Here is an 18,150-nt window from a genome sequence, read left to right on the forward strand (position 1 = left end):
GAACCGTCCGGTGGTCCAGGTCCGCCTCGCCGACGCCGGCGACCTGCACATGACCTGGACGTGGGCCCGTGGGGCCCAGGGCTTCGGTACCGGGTACACCCCGGGGCCGGACGTGGACGCGGCCGTCCGCGCGCTGGCCGCCGAACTGCCGGGCGGCGGCACGGAAGGCATGCGGCGCACGTTCGAGTCCGGCGCGCTGGCCACGTACGAGGAAGAGCGCCGCCTCTCCCGCATGCTGGCCGAGGTGCTGTGGCCGCCGGGCCTGACCGACCAGATCCGCCAGGTGTCTGCCCACCTGGGCCGTCCGCTGATGCGGCTCCAGCCGTCGCCCCGGGTCGCCCAGGTCCCGTGGGAGCTGCTCGCCGTGGACGGTGACGACAGCGACGTACGGCTGATCGACCTCGTGGACATCGCCACCACGGCACCGGCATCACTACGACGGGAACACACCACCCCGACCGATCGAACCCGGGACTCGGACGCCGTGGTTCTCGTCCTGGACCCCCGCGTCCCCGGCTTCCGCGCCGACTCCCCGCTCGGCTCGGTCCTGGGGCAGCCTGGCTCGGACCCGGCGCTGCGCTCCCTCGTACAGCGGAGGCTCGACGCGGGCAACGTCGTACCGTCCGTAGCCACCCCCTCCGAGGCCTTCCGCCGCACCGACCTCGACCGCGACTGGCTGGGCGAGATGTTGCGCAAGGGTGCCAGACGCCTGTTGTACGTCGGTCACGTCAGCGGCGCCCCCGTCGAGGGCGGGCAGAGCGAGGACGTCACCCTCCACCTGTGCTGCGGCCCGGAGACCACGGGGATGACCGAACCGGTGCGCACCCACCGCCCGTTGTCCGCCAAGGACCTTCTCCTGGGCACGCTTTCGCTGCGCGCGGACGGCGTGCCGGGCGCTCAACTCTGGCCCGCACCGCCCCGCGTCGCGCTGATCGCCTGCGAGAGCGGCGGCGATCTCCGCTTCGCCGAGTCCTTCGGCCTGGCGACGGCGATGATCCACAACGGCGCCCAACTGGTCACCGCCACCCGCTGGGTACTCCCCACCAGCTTCGCCTTCCACCGCCTGGCCGGTCTGCCGCAGTCCGTACGGCCACTCACAGAGGCCGTTGTCGCCGTGGACGCGGCCCACGAGGACCACGACCCGGTCCGGCATCTCGGTGCCTGGCAGCTACAGCAGCTCGACCAGTGGCGCGCCGACGGCCGGATCGAGCACTCGCCCCTCCTCTGGGCGGCCCTGACCTGCATCGTCAGGTGAAGGGCCAGGGGTGGTGGAGGCAGTAACCGCCCATCCCGATCGCGGCGACCCCGGTGACCAGCAGGGTGGCGATGAACCTGATGTTGGACGTGCGCTCACGGCGTTCGTGGTCGGGGTCGGCGGTCAGGAGGGACGGGTCGGCGGGCGCGTATCGGAGGGGGATGTCACGGCCGAGGGACTTGGCGATGTTCCGGATGCCCTGCGCGCACAGCGCGGTGACCTCGACGCCCTCGTGGGTGGTGAAGGTGACGACCGAAGCGTGGCTGACGCTCTCGCCGCCTTCGGCGTCGGAGTAGACGTCCCTGGTGACGGCGACCACGCGCCCTTGGACGGTGACGCCCTCGGCCAGTTGAGCGGCGCGGGCGCGGGCGTACTGGCCGTCCCGGCTCAGCGCGACGACGAGGAGCAGCAGGCCGCCGACGCAGATCAGCCCCCACTGCCAGCCCCACGCGAAGAACGACTGGACGACCAGTCCCAACACCAGCAGGATCACCATGCAGTTCGGCCCGCCGACCCCGGAGGTCCGCCCCTCGCTGTCCAGCATGAGAGAGAACCGCTCCGGCCGCCGCCGCGGAAACCGGACCGGAAACTCCTGCCCCACCCAGGCCACTTGCACCCGGTCGCCACGCTTGTTCTCGTGCCGCAGCCTGAACTCCCGCCCGGTGCCGGGGTCCTGGTACACGATCGTCACCGGTATCCCGTCCTCCCCTGGCTCACCGTGTCCCGGCGGATCCACCTCCACGACCCGAGCCGTCACCCACACCGCCCGCTGCGGCCGGGTCAGCCCGGCCAGCGAACACGCATAACCCACCAACGCCAGCCCCGCGGGCACCGTCCACCACAGCCCGAGCATCTTCTGCAGGTCCATGCGGCGAGCCTCTCGCTACCGGGGCTCCTACCGATCCCAGGTTCGGTTCGGGTCGGGTCGGGTCGGGGACGCTGGTGTTCGTCGATGCGAACGATGCGCAGGTCCGCCTCGCCGAGTTCGACTTCCGGCAGCGGATCAAGGCGTACCCGAACAAGGGCGCGCCCGGGCCGAACTTCACGGAGTTCCACCAGCAGATCGCGATCGTGCCGGTCCCGATCGACCAAACGCTGGAAGGCGTCGCAATGCAGTGGAACGTCGGGTCGACGTGCTAGTGCCGTATCAGGCACCGTTTGCCCTCTCGACCGAGGCTGAGGACCTGTCCACGCCCGCTCCTCGGCAGGAATTGTCGGTGGCCAATGCGATGCTGGCGCCGACAACTCCGCTCGCAGTGATCATTCAAGGGTTCCGATGAGTGAACAGTCAGGATCCGACCTGTCTTCGGGCGACTTCGACGTCGCGTGGTGCGCCACCGACCTCGGCGAGTACCGTGCCTGCCGATACACCTACGAGCACTACTCCCTCGAGAGCTTGCCGCCGCTGGACTCCAGCCAGTTCACGGGTTCCTTTCGGTGGCTCGGGGACGCCGGCGAGCCCATCCCGCGGCAGGTCATGAAGCTCAGCGGCCTGGCAAGGGGCCTGGCCGCCAGGGGCCTCACATTGCCGCGGGATTTCGTCACGTTCCAGACCACCGAGAATCTGTACGGCTCGCTGGACGAGGTCTCGGTAACTGGGTGCTGGACGAATCTTTCGGACCCGCTGCCCAGTCCGGTCGAGCCCGGTGCCTTCCTGGTTCGGTTCTTCCGGGATCAGCAGGACTGCGTCATCTGGTACCTCTACCTCCGCCCGATGAGTGATGCGTTCGTGGTGTACTCCGACCTCGACTACGAGTTTGAGTACGAGGCGCGGCGCGACGGGGAAGAGACACAGACCGATCGCGAGGATGCGGAGGAGCAGAAGGCCGCGATCCTGTGGTGTGCTCCGTCGTTCGAGGAGTTTGCCCATCGGTTCTGGATCGAGAACCGTCTATGGCATGCGGTCAACGACGGTGAACTGCCACTGCTCGAGCCGCGGCTGCAGGATTACCTGAATCACTACGCGCCGCCTGGGGCTCCGATGTGACCGCGCATTGAGCGAGATCCTATGCGGATGCCAGAGCGTGCAAGGGTTCGCGAAATCGATGACGACGAGGGCATGCGGCTGCTGCGAACCGTCCGCCGTGGCACCGGCTCAGTAGTGACCTGGCGGCGGGCCCAGATGGTGCTGCTGTCCGCACAGGGCATGGGCGTGACAGAGATTGCCGAGGTCACCTTCACCAGCGCAGACCGGGTCCGAGACGTGATCCACAACTGCTACGCCGACGGCTTCGGTTCGCTGTATCAAGTCCCCGAGGCCGTGGCGCAGCAGGCGCCCGGCCACCTCGGTGCAGGCCGCGGCGAGTTCTGTGTCGATCCGCTCGGTCCTGCGGCAGGCACGACCGCTGCTGCCGCGGGCTCCCCCGCGAGGGGGCAAGCGCGCCGCAGGTGGGTCGGCGGGTGGGTGCCGTCGACCTGGTGCCCGTTGCGGGTTCTGGCGAGCCGCTGCCGTTCGTACTCGTGCTGCGGGACGAATGCCGCGAACGCGGTGCGCAACCCCCACAACTCGTCGGCCCGGGCCGTGGCCTCCCGGACGGACCCCGCCCCGGCGAGGGCCGCACGGTTGGCCTCGCTGCGCTGCAGGACGCCGAGCGACCCGGTGATGACCAGCCGGTCCATGAGGCCCACCGCGGCTTCTGTGGAAGCGGTGCGGGCGGCGAGGTACTCGGCCAGCATCCCGGCCCGCGACGTTAACCGGACCAGCGTCACCAGCATGCCCCGGACCAGCAGGCGTGGCACAACGTAGAGGACATTGACGGCCATCTCCATCGCGGAGGGATGCGGAAGCGGCTGGAGGGTGTGGTGCCAGCAGGACAGTGTCCGTACCGCCGTGCCCACCACCACGCCGTTGCGCGTGTCGCCGTCGGCGTAGTGGGCCAGTTCGTGGCCGAGCAGCGCGATCCGCTCCCCGGGCGTGAGGACCTCCCACAGCGACATGCCCAGCACCGGCAGCCGCCGGCCGCGCACACCGTACGTCGTGACGCCGGCGTTGATGCTCCCGTTCACGGCGATCACGTGGCACGCTCCGGGTGCCGACCGCCCGCGCCACCTAGTCCACCAGGGCGAAGAGTTCGGGCACGTCGGCCCGGAACAGCACCGGCCCGATCGTCGGGCAGACGGCGAACCCTCGGGGCGAGCGCCCAGGCCACCACCAGAAGCACCGAACCCGCCAGCATGCCGACGCCACCCCAGCCCGCCACCGTGCACCAGTTACCGCCGACGGCAAGAGCGAGGGTGACACCGTGCACGGTCAGCGCAAACGCGGTGGCCGCCATCGCCGAGGCGTCACGCCGCGGGCGCAGTTCCCGCCCACTCAGCATTTCGGCGAGCAACTGCTCGCCATGCCTTCGGGCCAGGGCACGCTCAACGCGATCCAGCCGCCCCGTAACCGGCCGCGGCTCCTGGGGGTCCACGTTCCAGTCGCAGGCGGCGCACCAGAGGGCGAACCGGCTGTCACCACGGATCTCCGTGTCGCATCCCGGGCACGGCTGTGTCGTCTCCCGGGCGATATCGGGCATCACGATTTCCCCTCCTCCGCGAGCCCTCCCCGAGCCGCAGCGTGACGATACGGCCGCTCTGATCACACGGCGGGGCCGCAGTGAAGGCGCGCATCATCAGGCACCTTGCGACCATCATCCGTGCGAGGAAAGCGCAGAGAAGCGCATCGGACATGAAGCACGGGAGCGCGCTCACCCTCCACAACCCTGAGGCGGGGACGGCAGACGCTGATCCGCACCGACTCCGCCGACGGCACCCATACTTTCCTGGACTGGCTCTCCATGTCCGGCCGGTGGCTGTCGTATGCCGTCGGAATGACCATCACCGACGCCATCCACCAGGCCGTCCTGAAGACACGGAAGGAGGCGTGGACGCCCGCTTACGACGCCAGCGGCACCGAGCGGCCCGGCGCCTGGGTCGCGGAGATCACCGACATGCCCGATCCGAGCACGTGGCCGAAGGGCATGCGGCTGATCGTCCGCACGGAACGGCCGCACCCCGGCGCCCAGTTGCGCTTCACCGACCTCGGCGGACTGAGGCTCACCTGCTTCGCGACCCACACCAAAAGCGGCCAGTTCGCAGACCTCGAACTTCTTCACCGACGCCGGGCCCGCTGCCAGGACCGCATCCGAAACGCTCGCGACGCGGGTCTGCGCAACCTGCCCCTGCACAACACTGCCCAGAACCGGATCTGGCTCGAGATGGTCTCCCTCGCACTCGACCTCCTCACCTGGATGCCCATGCTCGCCCCAACCGGTCAGATCCCACTCCATACCTGCGACCACAGAACCCGTCGCTCAACCGACGTATCTCGGGCAGGCAAGAGTCGTGAGCATCCGAGGGACCCGCAGCTTGTCCGACACCGGCGCGGGTATACGGGACCAAATGAAAACTCCCCCTGACCAGCCAGAAGTGTCCCCGCCCTCCACGTCGCTCAAAAAGACGCTGACCACGCCGCTGCTCTACTTCTTCATCCTCGGAGACGTCCTGGGGGCAGGCGTGTACGTCCTGGTCGGGCAGGTCGCGGCCGACTCCGGCGGTGCGGTGTGGGCCCCGCTGGTCGCGGCCCTGTGCCTGGCCCTGCTCACCGCCGCTTCGTACGCCGAGCTGGTCACCAAGTATCCGCGCGCGGGTGGTTCGTCCCACTACGCGACATTGGCATTCGGACCGTTCGCCGGGTTCCTGACCGGATTCTGCATGCTGGCCGCGGGCATCGTGTCGGTGGCCGCCCTGGCCCGGGGGTTCGGCGGTGACTACCTGGCCGAGTTCGTCACCCTCCCCATCGCGCTCGTGCTGATCGTGTTCCTGGCCGCGCTGGCGCTGCTGAACGCACGCGGCATCAGCGAGTCGACGCGGGCCAACGTGGTCGCCACGGTCATCGAGGTCGGCGGACTGCTTCTCGTGATCGGGCTGGGCGGCTGGATCGTACTGCGCGGGGACGGAGACCTGGGAAGGCTGACAGACCTGGGCACAGCGAGCAAGGGCCCCGCGGCAGCTCTGCTCAGCGGCGCGGTCCTCGCCTACTACTCCTTCGTCGGCTTCGAGACATCCGTCAACGTGGCCGAGGAGACCCAGGACCCTCGCCGTTCATACCCCAGGGCGCTCTTCGGCGCCCTGATCACCGCGGGCGCGGTGTACGCATTGGTCGGTGCCGCCGCAGCGGCAACCGTGCCGACCGGAAAGCTGGCCGAATCGAGCGGACCGCTGCTCGAAGTCGTCCGGGCGGCCGGCGGGGTCCCCACAGAACTATTCAGCGCGATCGCTCTGGTGGCCGTCGCGAACGGCGCCCTGCTCACCGGCATCATGTCCTCACGCCTGGCCTACGGCATGGCGCAGGACGGTCTTCTGCCCCGCTTTCTGACCAAGGTGCTGCCCGGTCGGCGCACCCCCTGGGCGGCGATCACCGTGACGACGGCTCTCTCACTTCTCCTCGCGATGACCGGCGACGTGGACACCCTCGCCTCCACCCTGGTCCTGCTTCTCCTCTTGGTGTTCTTCCTCGTCAACACCTCGCTCCTCGTCCTGCGCCGCGACACCGTCTCGCATGACCACTTACGGGCGCCGACCGCCGTCCCGATCCTTGGCGCCGCCTCCTGCGTCCTCCTCGCGACGCAGATCGAACAGGACGTCTGGACCAGAGGGCTCATCGTCCTGGCAGTCGGCGCTGCACTGGGCGCGGCCGCCGCAGCACGAATGCGACGTAACCGCTGAATCACGGCTCCCCGTCGGCCATCGCGATGTGGCGGCGCGTCGACTCACAGGACACGCATAATGCGATGGCGCCCCGATCCGCGCCTGCGACTCGGTCCCACCTGCCCCCGCTCGTCTGTCGACAGGTGAGACACACCGATGCGGCTCAGCGGGTCCGGTAGCGCGCGTAGATCAGTCCGCTGCCGAAGGCACGCTCCTCGACCAGCTCGAGATCGAGGCGCACGCCGTCGGGGAAGAACCGCTTCCCACCGCCGACCACGCTCGTGGTGATGAAAAGGCAGTACTCGTCAACCAGGCCGGCCGCAATCGCCTGAGCCGCGAGATTCGGGCCGTCGACGGTGAGGTCGTGATCAGCTTCGGTCTTGAGTTTGCGCACTGCGTCCGGGTCGAAGGTCCGCTCGATCCTGGTTTTCGCGCTGGACACCGACTCAAGCGTCGTGGAGTACACGACCTTCTCCGCTGCCTGCCAGTCGCGGGCGTACTGCAAGATGTGCGGCGGCTGATCAGGCTCGGTGTGCGCGGTCTCCCAATAGACCATCGTCTCGTACATACGCCGACCGTAGAGGTACGTTCCGACGGGCCGGAAAAGGTCGTTGACGAAGGTATGCACCTCCTGGTCGTCGGCCCCGGTGCCGAGGCCGCCCTCCGCCGCCTCGGCGTAGCCGTCGAGCGAGGTGATCATCGAGTAGATGAGCGTTGCCATACGTCTCCTTCGGGTACAAGCGCGCCACCTGTCTGCGTCCCGCAGGTTGTGACCTCCGCACGGCCCGGAACTCATCGATCGGGTGGCCGGCCGGTTCCGTCAACCGTCAGATCAGGACGCAGCGCAGTTGGTCGGCGGGTTGGCCGCGCAGATGCACACGCCGCCAGGGTCGCCGGGCGGTGCGGAACCCGGGGCAGCATCGTCCTTCACCAGCAGGCTCTGCCAGCACCCCGTGGCGGGTTGCGATGACGGAACATCGGCTTCGGTCGTCCAGAGCGGAGTGATCACGTGCACCTCCGCACCAGCGAACAACTTATCGGGGACGGTGTTGTCACGCTCCAGGACGACGACGGCGTACTCGCGCTCGTCATCCGCGTACCGCTTCGACTCCGGCAGGCTATGAAACGCACCCAGAAGGCCCGTTGGAGGACATGGGTGGGGCGGGTTGAATGGCCTTGTGAGCGACTACTGGACGCAGGCCCATTTTGCGGTGGAGCACGAGGACGCCGAGACATTGGCGCGTCTGATGGCCGCCGGTACTGATCCCAACGAGGTACAGGGCAACTCAACGCTCTTGACGCATGCCATTGACGTCGAGGGAGACAGCACCTTGCAGAGCGGGCACCCGCTGACCGTGCACACCACAGCCATCATGCTGGCCTTCGGCGCCGACCCGCAGCTCGCGGATCCCGCTGGCCACACGCCCTTGCACATAGCCGAGCATTACGACCACACCCTGGCGACAGAGTTGCTGCGTCAGCACGTCAGCAGGCACGACTGCGCTGACAGATGAGCATGCAGGCGATAGCCGTGAATGCCGGAAAGTGCTCGGCTTTTCGTTCGTAGCGTCGGTGCAGACGACGGCAGCCAGCGAGCCAGGACTTGGTGCGTTCGATGGTCCAGCGGTGCCGGCCGAGTCGCCGCGAGGACTCGACGCCCTTACGGTCGATGCCTTGCGTAGTGCCGCGCTCGCGTAACCATCACCGCAGGTGGGAGCAGTCGTAGGCCTTGTCGCCGCGGAGCTTGCCCGGTCTGCGTCGCCGGGATCCCCGGCGAGATCGGATCGGTGATATGCCCTTCACCAGCGGGATCAGAACCTGGCTGTGATGCAGGTTCGCCCCCGAGATTCCGACGGACAGGGGCAGACCAGCTCGTCGCGCGAACCGAGCTCATCGAGAACCAGGCGGTAGAGCTTGCCCCACACCCTGGCCTTCGTCTACTCGTGGATGCACAGGTGGGCCGTCGCTCCCGACGGCCCGAGCGACGCGCAAGGCAGCTGCTGCCACCGGCATCCTGACGTGGCCACGAACACGATCGCGGCCAGCACTGCCTCGTCCCCATGTCGGCGGCGACCGCCGCCCTGCGACCGCGACACGCCTCCTGCACCACACGCTGGAACCGATCCCACCGAATCTGATCACCGAGGAGGTGTGGTCGAAGACCGCCGCGAACGATGCCCCGGCGGCGACCGGTTCGAGCTCCAGGTGAGCTTTGATCAATAACGGCTCACAGGGTGAACCGTCCGCCGTGCCTTTACGTCGTGCGTGCGTAGTCGAATGCCCGACTCGAAAGGCGCGTTCTATGCGTGTGAGATCACTCGCATCATATCGATCATTTCGACCATTTCTGTTTGCTCTCCTGCTGGTCGTCGCTGTGTCAGCGGTGACCTCGGTGGCGTCCCGGGACACCTCCGGCAAGCGCTCAGACCGTGTTTCCGGAGCGGTAGCAGCCGATGATGCCGAACATACCGTCACTCTGCGAAACAATTCGGCCTACCGCATCTGGGTCGGCGCCGCAGTCAACGCCGACGGCTCGCCCCCGCTCACCGGACTGCCCATGCTCTATCCGGGCAAGTCCGCCACCATCACCATCCCCGAGCGTTCCGGCGCTGGGCACTGGCGCGGCAAGTTCTTCGCCCGCCAGGGCTGCACCGGAAAGTCGGGCAGCACGTTCCACTGCACCGTGGCTGACTGCGGACCGTACGCCGACCGTTGCTCGACCGGGGAACAGCCGGCCAGCCTCGCCGAGTTCAACTTCGACCCGGCCGACGCGGCGGCTCCCTGGTACAACGTCAGCTACGTGAACGCCGTCACGACGTCCATCACCATCACCCCCAACGGAGTGGCGCCACCGAAAGACGGCGGGAAATGCGCCTCGGTGGGCTGCCCTACCGATCTGCTGTCCGTCTGCCCGCCTGAGAACTTGACGATGAGTAAGGTGACAGGCAGGCCGCTGGTATGCACCAACCCGAACCGGGACGCTAAAACCGCCTACAGTGAGGCACTCACCAAGAAGTGTCCCTCTGCCTACGCGTGGTCCAAGCACGACGCCGAGGCCGGCAACCAGGTCGTCCGCCAGTGCAGCGAGTGCACTGGGTTCACCGTCTCGTTCTACGGGTCCGCCGCTCCCAAGAAGAAGTCACCTCTGCAGCCCACCACCGGGCAAAAGCCCAAGTCCACGTCCAAGCCCGTCTCCACAGGTTCACGTGGCAAAGGTGTAGGACTCAACTCCACCGACGGCGCCACCCAGGCGCTGGTCAACTCCGGCGCGAAGTGGTACCACAACTGGGCCTCCTCCAGCGGCAAGGTCCGCAGGCCGGCGGGTGTCGAGTACGTCCCGACGATCTGGGGTCCCGGCTCGGTCACGAGCACCGAGTTGGGCAATGCAGCCAAGGAAGGGAAGAACCTCCTGGCCTTCAATGAGCCTGACTCGTCCACCCAGGCCAACATGACTCCCGAGCAGGCCCTGGATCTGTGGCCCCAGCTGCAGAAGACCGGCCTGAACCTGGGAGCCCCGGCAGTCGCTACCGACGCCGACAAGGCCGGCGGCTGGCTGGACCGCTTCATGAAGGGAGCCTCGGCCCGCGGCCTGCGCGTCGACTTCATTCCCGTGCACTGGTACGGATCCGACTTCAGCTACAGAGCCACCTACCAACTGGCCGCCTACCTGGAGCGCATCCATGAGCGCTACAAGAAGCCGGTCTGGCTCACGGAGTACGCCCTCATCGACTTCACCAAGGGCGCTCCTCGCTATCCGAGCGAACAGGAACAGGCCACTTTCATCAAGACATCGACGCAGACACTGAACAAGTTGGACTATGTGGACCGCTACGCGTGGTTCGCCCTCTCCACCCAGACGAGCCCGACCGGTCTCTACAACGGCACCAGTCCGAACGCGAGCGGTAACACCTACCGCAGCGCGGGATGAGGCGTCAGCTCCTGGCCCACGAGACAAGCTGCCCGGGAGTTCACAACCCCTGACTGCCGCTTGTGCCAGGAACGGACTTGCCGTGATTCACCATGGGTCACGCCAAGTCCGTCCGGCAGGTCGCTCGGGTACGCAGGTAACCCGCCCATACCCACCAGCGCCCCCATCCCGCGTCATCGTCGAGGTGGCGCAGGCCGATCTACTGGTAGCGACCGATGGTTCGGTACACCCGTCTCCCGTCGCCAGTGCTGTCTGCCTTCCCCGCACCGCATCCCGGTCCGACCGTCGGCTCGGCCCGTCGGCTATGTGCGACCCGGTGAGTCTCGTACGCCTCCTGTGGGTTGTGGTGCCGAGCATGTCTCCACCTCCGCAACCCAACCACCTCAACCGTCCCGTTGCCGCGACAGGCAACATGCCCCATCGCGGCGCTCCTCAGTCCACACCGCACGCCGGAAGGACCCCGTGACGATCGACACCCCCGGAAATCGAGCAAGAGGCACCTCGCCTTCCGAAGCCTCCGCGCCCTTCACCGAGGAAGCAACTCCTCCAGGACCTCAGTTCATCCTCTACAGGGAAGGGCCTGAGTACTCTCGGAATCTGCGCCAGTTGACACTGTGGATCCACCCACCCATGTGTTGCTACCGGTCTCCGGCCGGGAGGTCACCTCTGCTGCCCCTTGGTGTTCCCGTTGGCGGGAACACCAGGAAGCGATCGCCCAGCTTCACGGCTTGTGGCTCGCGTGGGCGGACCTGACCGGTCCGGGCTCTCCCATGAACGGAACCGCCAACTGGCACCGGGACTATCTGAGTCCGGTCATGCAGTTATTGCGGAATCCGATGGGACCCTTCGCCGACTGCAAACCCGGTAGCCACCGGTCGAGGGAGAAGCCACCGGTCGACGCTCTCGACCCGTTCGGCCCGTCTCCCCCGCCCGCCCAACGGTAGCGTCAGGGCAAAACTGAGAGTGGATACGCATCTGCCGCGCATCCACTCTCGACCGCCTAGGTTCAGCCTTTCACGATCCGCCACTGGACGGCTGCGCTGTCACCGCACGCGGAGACGGTGAGTCTGGCGTTGGAGGGCTTCGCGCTCGTTCGTGACACGTCCATACACATGTCACCACTCTTTTGGTTGCGAATCCAGTACGCGCCGTTGGAGCGCTTATCCAGCCACCAGAGCTGGTTGTCCCTTTCGGTGGCTTTGCATTCGCGCTCGACTATCTGCGTCGAGACCTCGACGCCACCCTCGCCCGGCAGGTCCATGCAGAGACCGTCCTTGACGTTGCGGATCAGGTACAGGCTGGAACCGTCGGTGCTGTTTCCCCTGACCGGTTCCAGTTTCCACAACTGGTTGTCACGGGGGGACGTGGTACAGCTGTGGTCATCCCAGATCCTGGTTCCCGACTTTCCCCCACCCTGGCCGAATAGATCGACGCAGAAGCTCCACTTCTCGTTCTTGAACACCACTGGGCCGGTGGGCATTTTAGGGTCGCCTGGGGTCTTTTTGGTCTCTTTCGGCTTCGGAGGCACACTCTTTGTCGTGACGGAAGCCGATGGCGACCTTTTCGGCTTCGGCTTCGGCTTCGGCTTCGACGGGGAGACAGAAGGCGACGCCGAGACAGAGGGCGACGATATGGCAGAAGTCGACTCGCTCGGTAGCTCGAGAATCATCGGAGACCCGCTCTTCTCATTACCCGATTCCGCTGCCTGGTTCTGCTCTTCGGTGCCACTCGATCCAGTGCCCAGCGCCACCAACGAAGCGATGACGAATACTGCCACACCAGCGGCTACGCCTCCAACGACCAAGGGACGATGCAACAACCCAGGTCGCTCGTACTCATCGTCCGACTGAGGCTGCGTCCTCTTCCTGGCGGATTCCTTGCCAAGTGCCGGCCGAAGATCGGAAGGCGTGGTTCGTGGCCCCGCACCCTGTGATTCCGCGTCCGCTTCGCGACCTGTATCCGGGAATGCAGTCTCGTTTAGCGGACTGCTGTCACCGAACGCCGCCACCGACTCGGAGTATTGAACATGTACAACAGGTTCAACAACTTCGACAGGTTCAGCGACCAGCTCCGCTGAATCCGTGTCCCCATCAATCTGCTCCAGCAATTTGCTGGCCCCGTCCGGAGCGACCTCGACGACCGCCACGTAGTACGCGGATGGGTCGGTGATGGCTCCCGTCACGGGGGCGTTCCGCCTGCGTGCGTATCCATGCAGCATGTCGAGGATCGCGACATCGAGGGGCTCGCCCGGCACCCTCGGCACCGGCTCGCCGTCAATGGCGGCGGAACCGTCGCCGAAGATGACCACGGCGAAGGGCGCGGACGGCTCGGGCGCCTCCTCAGCCCCCTCCAGGTCGGCATCCGCCGAGACAGCAGGTGTGGAAGGGTCACTCTTCGCGATCGGCGGCCCGTCGGCTTCGTCACCCCTGTTCATGTGCATCCCTTCCTTAGGATGTCGGCGCGTGGCCTCGCGCGGCCCAATCCAGTCCTCTCCAGTCCTCGGAGGCCGAACAACGCTCACGGACCACGGGCCACAACAGTTCTGCTCACACCGCAACGGTCGCCGGAGCGAAACAGTTCACCTCAGATGCAACCGGTCGGAGCAACAGTGCTGGTTGAGGGCGGTTTACGTGGCGAGACCGGGTCGGCCGGGGATGCCGGACGAGATGAAGGCCGACTTGTGGCAGCGATGGAGGGCGGGGGAACCGATCAGCCTCGTATCCAGGCAGATCTGTAAGCCGCCCGGGTCGGTGTTCACCGTCCTCAAGCACCACGGAGGGTTCGCTCCCGGACTCCGCAAAGCGCGCCGGAAGCTCGACCATCGGTGAGCGGGAGGAGATCTCACGTTGTCTTTGTGCCGGAGAGTACTACCGGGCCATCGTCGGCCTTTTGGGGCGTGCGGTGTCGACGATCAGTCGTGAAGTCAGCAGCAACGACGGACGCGATGTCCAGCGGGCGATTGCCGCGCAGGAACGGGCACTTGACCGCACCCGGCGGCCGAAGCAGTGCCTCCCTTGCCCGCAAGCCCACGCTGAGGGAGATAGTGAGCGTTTTCCAACCTCACGTTGACGCGTGGTGAAGGACGAGGACGGCCTTCACCATGTCGGTGATCCGGTTGGTGCTGCAGCGGAGCTTCCGCAGAAGACGCCAGCCCTTGAGCGTGGCCATAGCTCGTTCGCCGACGCATCGGATCTTGGCGTGACTGGTGTTGTGGCGGCGCTTCCACTCCTTCAGACGGCGACCGCGGAATGGGACTCGAACAGGCCCACCGGCGCCTTGATACGCCTTGTCCGCCCAGCACTTCAGGCCCGCCTCGGTGAGCGCGTCGATGATTCCGTGGTGTCGGGCAGCAGTGAGGTCGTGGGTCGATCCGGGCAGGGCGGGCGAGGCCCAGAGCAGGCGTCCGAACGGATCGGCGAGGACCTGGATGTTCATGCCGTGGCGCTTGTGTTTCCCGGAGTGGTACGGGGAGTCCGCAGCGATCCGGTCGATCGGCAGCAGAGTGCCGTCCAGGATCACGAACGCCTTCTCGCGGATCGTCCGCATCGCCTCGGCGAGTGAAGGCGTGAGGGCGGCCAGGGCCTCGGCAGCTTCGCGTATATAGCGGTAGACCGTGGCGATCCCGATGTCGCATCCGGCAGCGAGCTGGGCGTAGGTATCACCGCACCGCAGGTGCGCGAGGGCGAGCAGAGCCTGGCGGCCGACGGCCAGACGTCGCCACCGTGTACCGATCTTCGCCCGCCGCGCGGCCAGTTGACCGGTAAGGAATTGCAGGGTTCGGCTGGACAGATCGATCGAGGATGAGTAGTCAAGCATGCGAAGCTCCTGGCAGGCACGGGTGATCTTGGTCGAGAACCCGTCTACCAGGAGTTTTGTCGTTGCGCAGGGGCGTCCAACTTGTGGTCAGCATCGGGATGCTGGAAGTCGCTCACTGTTCAGTCACGGCGGTGAGCTCGGCGATGAATCCCGTTCGTGACCTCGACGCGGTCGCTCCCGGAGCCGATGTTCAGCACATCGGCCGGTTGCCTATGAACGAGTACTCATGCAAGAGTAGTCGTATGTCATCGATCAAATTGTTCATCCTCGACACGTTCGCGAGGAACGGCGAGATGCACGGGCATAGGGTGCGCCTCCAGGCCGAGCGGGAACATCTGCACCTGTGGACGGACGTGTCCGTGGGCAGCCTGTACCAGGCGATCAAGCGCCTGCTGGCTGAGGGCTTGCTCGAAGAGGTCAGGACCGAGAAGGAGGGCAATCTGCCCGAGCGTCAGGTGTACGGCATCACCGGTGAAGGGCGGCTGCGTCTCAAGGAACTCCAGTCCGAGAGTCTGCGCCACATCTGGATGAAGCCGGACCCGTTCGACCTGGCCCTCACCCGCCTGGACCCGGAGAAGCTGGACGAGCTCCACACGGTGATCGCATCCCGGCTGGATGAACTCGCCTCCATGCTCTCGGACACCGAGGCGCTGAACGCCAACGCCATCGACGGCGGCTACCTGACGGTGAGCGAGGCACTAGCGGTCAGTCACAGTGCGCACAGGCTGCGTGCCGAGATCGCCTGGCTCCAGGAGGTCCTGGACGCGGTGCCCGAGATTGTCACCGATGAACGGACCCGTCAGCCCGACACCCTCTGAATCACCGGATTCCGCCCCCCCTTGAATCCACCCGCGTCGCAGTCGGCACGGTATCGCCCGGTAAGGAGCACGCCCCATGTCCGAACTCATCGAACCCTTCACCCTGTCCGTGCCGGAGGAACAGCTGACCGACCTGCGTGAGCGGCTCTCCCACACCCGGTGGCCCGATCCAGAGACCGTTCTGGACACCAGCCAGGGACCCCAGCTGGCGAAGCTCCGCGCGCTGCACGACTACTGGCTCAACACCTACGACTGGCGGCGGTGCGAGAAGACCCTCAACCGCTTCGGCCAGTCACGCACCATCATCGATGGTCTGGGCATTCACTTCCTCCATGTGCGCTCGCCTGAGCCGGACGCCCTCCCGCTGGTCATGACCCACGGATGGCCCAGCTCCGTCCTCGATTTCCACAAGGTCATCGGCCCACTGACCGATCCCGCGGCCCACGGCGGTGACCCGCGGGACGCCTTCCAACTCGTGGTGCCGTCGCTGCCGGGATTCGGGTTCTCCGACCGGCCTACGGAACCCGGCTGGGGATTCCCCCGGGTCGCCGATGCCTGGATCACGCTGATGGACCGGCTCGGCTACCGGCGATGGGGCGCCCAGGGCGGCGACCTCGGATGCGCGGTCACCGACGAGATCGGCCGCAAGGCCCCCGACAGATGCGTCGGGCTGCACCTCAACTTCGCCATGTTCCCGCCAACACCCGACGAGATCCGGGACGCCACCGAGCACGAACAGGCAATGCTCGACAGCGCCGCCTACTTCTCGGAGAACCTCTCGGGCTACGCCAAGGAGCAGGCAACCCGCCCTCAGACCATTGGCTACTCCCTCGCGGAGTCCCCCATCGGCCTGGCTGCCTGGATCTACGCGATGTTCCAGGACACCTGCGGCACGCCGGGGGACGCGGAAGCATCTTTCACCCTGGACGAGCTGCTCGACGACATCATGCTCTATTGGCTTCCCAACACCGGGACGTCCTCTGCGCGGACCTACTGGGAAATGGCACGTTCGGCACGGCCCTCCGCGCCGAACGCCGCCGCACCGATCACACTGCCTACCGGATTCAGCATGTTCCCGGAGGAGCACGTCCGGAAGTCCCAGCGCTGGGTGGAACGCCGCTACAGCAACGTCGTCCACTTCAACGAGCTTGAGATGGGCGGGCACTTCGCGGCCCTGGAACAACCGGCACTCTTCGTTGACGAAGTCCGGACCACCTTCCGTTCCTTGCGCTGAGCGCACCGCCGGCATCGGCACCTCCTACCGACAGCTTCCCCCCAGGAAGGGCGATACTTCATGACACCCCTGCCCGGCGAACTCCTCAAACTGCTGAACCGGCCCAGCCCCTGCTTCATCGCCACCACCATGCCGGACGGCTCGCCTCAGCTCACCCAGACCTGGGTCGACACCGATGGTGAACACATCCTCATCAACACCGTCGAGGGCTACCGCAAAACCAAAAACGTTCAACGCGACCCCCGTGTGGCCGTCAGCATCGCCGACCCGGATGACACCTCCCGCTACTTCTCCGTACGGGGACGCGTCACCAGCGCCACGACCGACGGCGCCGCCGAGAGCATCGAACACCTCGCCCAGAAGTACACAGGCCACCCCTACGCCTCGTACGGCGGCCCGGGCCAGACCCGGCTCCTGCTGACCATCACCGTCGACTCCGTCATCCATTCCCCCATGCACTAAAGACCAAGGGGACCGTCATGACCAGCTTCCCCCACAGCGCCGGCACCGCCCGCCCCTATGTCTGGGCGCCGGACCAGTCCCCGGCCTACTGGAACGTCGGCACGTACTGGAGAGTGCTCGCCGACGGCAGGCAGACCGACGGCCGGTCCTGCACGTTCGAGGAACTGTGTCCGCAAGGACTCGTCGCCCCACCGCACGTCCACGACAAGGAGGAAGAGGCGTCTTCATCCTCGAAGGTGATTTCGTGTTCACCGTCGGAGACGAGGAGATCCCGGCCGGACCCGGCAGCTACATCTACCTGCCGCCCAAGGTCCGCCACGGCTTCCGCGTCGAATCCGAAGTCGGCCGTGTCTACAACATGCTCACCCCGGCCGGATTCGAGCAGAACATCATCACCAAGGGCCAGCCCGCCCCCCCAGGTCTCGATGCCCCCACCGGGAACGAGCGCCGTGCCGCTATGGAGGCAATTGCGTACCTCCAGGCCCCCAGCCCCCTGGGACGCCCCTGCCTGGGCGCCTGACTCGTCCTTTTAGTGGCCCTAACAAAGCCTCTGGACGTGCCGGTGGGTGATCAGACAGACGGCAAGTCCGAGGAAGGCCTCGTGCATGTCGTCACGTCGTTCCCAGCGGATCCGTAAGCGGCGGAAGCCGTGCAGCCAGGAGATCGTCCGCTCAACGATCCAGCGGAAGGTGCCCAGTCCCGTTCCGTGCGGCTGGCCACGCTCGGCGATCGCGGGCGTGATGCCGCGTTGCCGCAAGAGCCGTCGGTACTTGTCGTGGTCGTAGCCGCGGTCGGCGAAGAGCATGTCGGGCCGTCTGCGCGGCCGGCCGACGACTCCGGCCACTGCCGGGATCTTGTCCAACAGGGGCAGCAGTTGGGTGACATCGTTGCGGTTTCCGCCGGTCAAAGACACCGCGAGCGGGATCCCCTGGCCGTCGGTGATGAT

The 18,150-nt window shown here is 66.6% G+C and carries 19 protein-coding genes and 3 pseudogenes; 14 read left to right on the forward strand and 8 right to left on the reverse strand.

The features are described 5' to 3' along the window. Nucleotides 1-10: 10 nt before the first annotated feature. Nucleotides 11-1,255, forward strand: a complete 1,245-nt coding sequence (locus ACIBLC_RS33915; RefSeq protein WP_399215206.1) for a CHAT domain-containing protein — start codon at nt 11-13, stop codon at nt 1,253-1,255. On the opposite strand, the gene ACIBLC_RS33920 is transcribed toward ACIBLC_RS33915, so the two are convergent. After that, nucleotides 1,248-2,123: a DUF3592 domain-containing protein gene (locus ACIBLC_RS33920; RefSeq protein ID WP_399215207.1), complete on the reverse strand. Its 876-nt coding sequence runs from the start codon at nt 2,121-2,123 to the stop codon at nt 1,248-1,250. The genes ACIBLC_RS33915 and ACIBLC_RS33920 overlap by 8 nt on opposite strands. Nucleotides 2,124-2,197: 74 nt before the next feature. Between ACIBLC_RS33920 and ACIBLC_RS33925 the strand changes: the two genes are divergently transcribed. The 3 genes and pseudogenes from ACIBLC_RS33925 to ACIBLC_RS33935 form a co-directional block, all read left to right on the forward strand. After that, the gene (locus ACIBLC_RS33925; RefSeq protein ID WP_399215208.1) at nt 2,198-2,395 is read left to right on the forward strand and encodes a hypothetical protein; all 198 of its coding nucleotides are present in this window, start codon (nt 2,198-2,200) and stop codon (nt 2,393-2,395) included. A gap of 136 nt (nt 2,396-2,531) precedes the next feature. Further along, the gene (locus ACIBLC_RS33930) at nt 2,532-3,242 is read left to right on the forward strand and encodes a hypothetical protein (RefSeq protein WP_399215209.1); all 711 of its coding nucleotides are present in this window, start codon (nt 2,532-2,534) and stop codon (nt 3,240-3,242) included. 27 nt (nt 3,243-3,269) lie between these two features. Next, a pseudogene (locus tag ACIBLC_RS33935) lies at nt 3,270-3,500 on the forward strand (helix-turn-helix domain-containing protein); the annotation flags it as partial. Here ACIBLC_RS33935 and ACIBLC_RS33940 read toward each other — a convergent pair. Then, nucleotides 3,500-4,270 (reverse strand): M48 family metalloprotease, encoded by a 771-nt coding sequence (locus ACIBLC_RS33940; RefSeq protein ID WP_399215210.1) that lies wholly within the window; start codon nt 4,268-4,270, stop codon nt 3,500-3,502. The pseudogene ACIBLC_RS33935 and the gene ACIBLC_RS33940 sit on opposite strands and share 1 nt — an antisense overlap. After that, nucleotides 4,267-4,773: a hypothetical protein gene (locus tag ACIBLC_RS33945; RefSeq protein WP_399215211.1), complete on the reverse strand. Its 507-nt coding sequence runs from the start codon at nt 4,771-4,773 to the stop codon at nt 4,267-4,269. The genes ACIBLC_RS33940 and ACIBLC_RS33945 overlap by 4 nt, the downstream gene beginning before the upstream one ends. Nucleotides 4,774-4,962: 189 nt before the next feature. Here ACIBLC_RS33945 and ACIBLC_RS33950 point away from each other — a divergent pair. Both ACIBLC_RS33950 and ACIBLC_RS33955 read left to right on the forward strand, forming a co-directional pair. Then, nucleotides 4,963-5,523, forward strand: a pseudogene (locus tag ACIBLC_RS33950) (transposase); the annotation flags it as partial. Nucleotides 5,524-5,638: 115 nt separating this feature from the next. Next, nucleotides 5,639-6,964 (forward strand): APC family permease, encoded by a 1,326-nt coding sequence (locus ACIBLC_RS33955; protein WP_399215212.1) that lies wholly within the window; start codon nt 5,639-5,641, stop codon nt 6,962-6,964. A gap of 145 nt (nt 6,965-7,109) precedes the next feature. On the opposite strand, the gene ACIBLC_RS33960 is transcribed toward ACIBLC_RS33955, so the two are convergent. Continuing rightward, nucleotides 7,110-7,667, reverse strand: a complete 558-nt coding sequence (locus tag ACIBLC_RS33960; RefSeq protein WP_399215213.1) for a dihydrofolate reductase family protein — start codon at nt 7,665-7,667, stop codon at nt 7,110-7,112. Between the two features lie 457 nt (nt 7,668-8,124). Between ACIBLC_RS33960 and ACIBLC_RS33965 the strand changes: the two genes are divergently transcribed. Continuing rightward, nucleotides 8,125-8,460 carry an ankyrin repeat domain-containing protein gene (locus ACIBLC_RS33965; RefSeq protein ID WP_399215214.1) on the forward strand — a complete coding sequence of 112 codons (336 nt, stop codon included), beginning with the start codon at nt 8,125-8,127 and terminating at the stop codon, nt 8,458-8,460. On the opposite strand, the pseudogene ACIBLC_RS33970 reads toward ACIBLC_RS33965, so the two are convergent. Continuing rightward, a pseudogene (locus tag ACIBLC_RS33970) lies at nt 8,432-9,080 on the reverse strand (transposase). The gene ACIBLC_RS33965 and the pseudogene ACIBLC_RS33970 sit on opposite strands and share 29 nt — an antisense overlap. 249 nt (nt 9,081-9,329) lie before the next feature. Between ACIBLC_RS33970 and ACIBLC_RS33975 the strand changes: the two are divergent. Both ACIBLC_RS33975 and ACIBLC_RS33980 read left to right on the forward strand, forming a co-directional pair. Further along, nucleotides 9,330-10,874, forward strand: a complete 1,545-nt coding sequence (locus tag ACIBLC_RS33975) for a glycosyl hydrolase (protein WP_399215215.1) — start codon at nt 9,330-9,332, stop codon at nt 10,872-10,874. Between the two features lie 632 nt (nt 10,875-11,506). Beyond that, the gene (locus ACIBLC_RS33980) at nt 11,507-11,818 is read left to right on the forward strand and encodes a DUF4913 domain-containing protein (RefSeq protein ID WP_399215227.1); all 312 of its coding nucleotides are present in this window, start codon (nt 11,507-11,509) and stop codon (nt 11,816-11,818) included. 62 nt (nt 11,819-11,880) lie between these two features. Here ACIBLC_RS33980 and ACIBLC_RS33985 read toward each other — a convergent pair whose 3' ends face one another. Further along, the gene (locus ACIBLC_RS33985; protein WP_399215216.1) at nt 11,881-13,308 is read right to left on the reverse strand and encodes an RICIN domain-containing protein; all 1,428 of its coding nucleotides are present in this window, start codon (nt 13,306-13,308) and stop codon (nt 11,881-11,883) included. Nucleotides 13,309-13,694: 386 nt separating this feature from the next. Between ACIBLC_RS33985 and ACIBLC_RS33990 the strand changes: the two genes are divergently transcribed. Then, nucleotides 13,695-13,943, forward strand: a complete 249-nt coding sequence (locus ACIBLC_RS33990; protein ID WP_399215228.1) for a helix-turn-helix domain-containing protein — start codon at nt 13,695-13,697, stop codon at nt 13,941-13,943. Here ACIBLC_RS33990 and ACIBLC_RS33995 read toward each other — a convergent pair. Then, the gene (locus tag ACIBLC_RS33995) at nt 13,935-14,690 is read right to left on the reverse strand and encodes a transposase family protein (RefSeq protein ID WP_399215217.1); all 756 of its coding nucleotides are present in this window, start codon (nt 14,688-14,690) and stop codon (nt 13,935-13,937) included. The genes ACIBLC_RS33990 and ACIBLC_RS33995 overlap by 9 nt on opposite strands. Before the next feature lie 242 nt (nt 14,691-14,932). Here ACIBLC_RS33995 and ACIBLC_RS34000 point away from each other — a divergent pair, with 242 nt between their 5' ends. The 4 genes from ACIBLC_RS34000 (at nt 14,933) to ACIBLC_RS34015 (ending at nt 17,724) form a co-directional block, all read left to right on the forward strand. Next, nucleotides 14,933-15,508, forward strand: a complete 576-nt coding sequence (locus ACIBLC_RS34000; protein WP_399215218.1) for a PadR family transcriptional regulator — start codon at nt 14,933-14,935, stop codon at nt 15,506-15,508. Nucleotides 15,509-15,584: 76 nt separating this feature from the next. Further along, complete coding sequence (locus ACIBLC_RS34005) at nt 15,585-16,742, forward strand: epoxide hydrolase family protein (protein ID WP_399215219.1); 1,158 nt, start codon at nt 15,585-15,587, stop codon at nt 16,740-16,742. A 60-nt stretch (nt 16,743-16,802) separates the two neighbouring features. Continuing rightward, a complete protein-coding gene (locus ACIBLC_RS34010) occupies nt 16,803-17,204 on the forward strand; it encodes a PPOX class F420-dependent oxidoreductase (protein ID WP_358633917.1) in 402 nt (133 codons plus the stop codon). Between the two features lie 166 nt (nt 17,205-17,370). Further along, complete coding sequence (locus ACIBLC_RS34015; protein WP_399215220.1) at nt 17,371-17,724, forward strand: cupin domain-containing protein; 354 nt, start codon at nt 17,371-17,373, stop codon at nt 17,722-17,724. Between the two features lie 18 nt (nt 17,725-17,742). Here the strand turns inward: ACIBLC_RS34015 and ACIBLC_RS34020 are convergent. Beyond that, the coding region (locus tag ACIBLC_RS34020) for an IS5 family transposase (protein WP_399215221.1) at nt 17,743-18,150 on the reverse strand (408 nt) is incomplete at its 5' end.

This window comes from Streptomyces sp. NPDC050535, assembly GCF_044457665.1.
Lineage (GTDB): Bacteria > Actinomycetota > Actinomycetes > Streptomycetales > Streptomycetaceae > Streptomyces.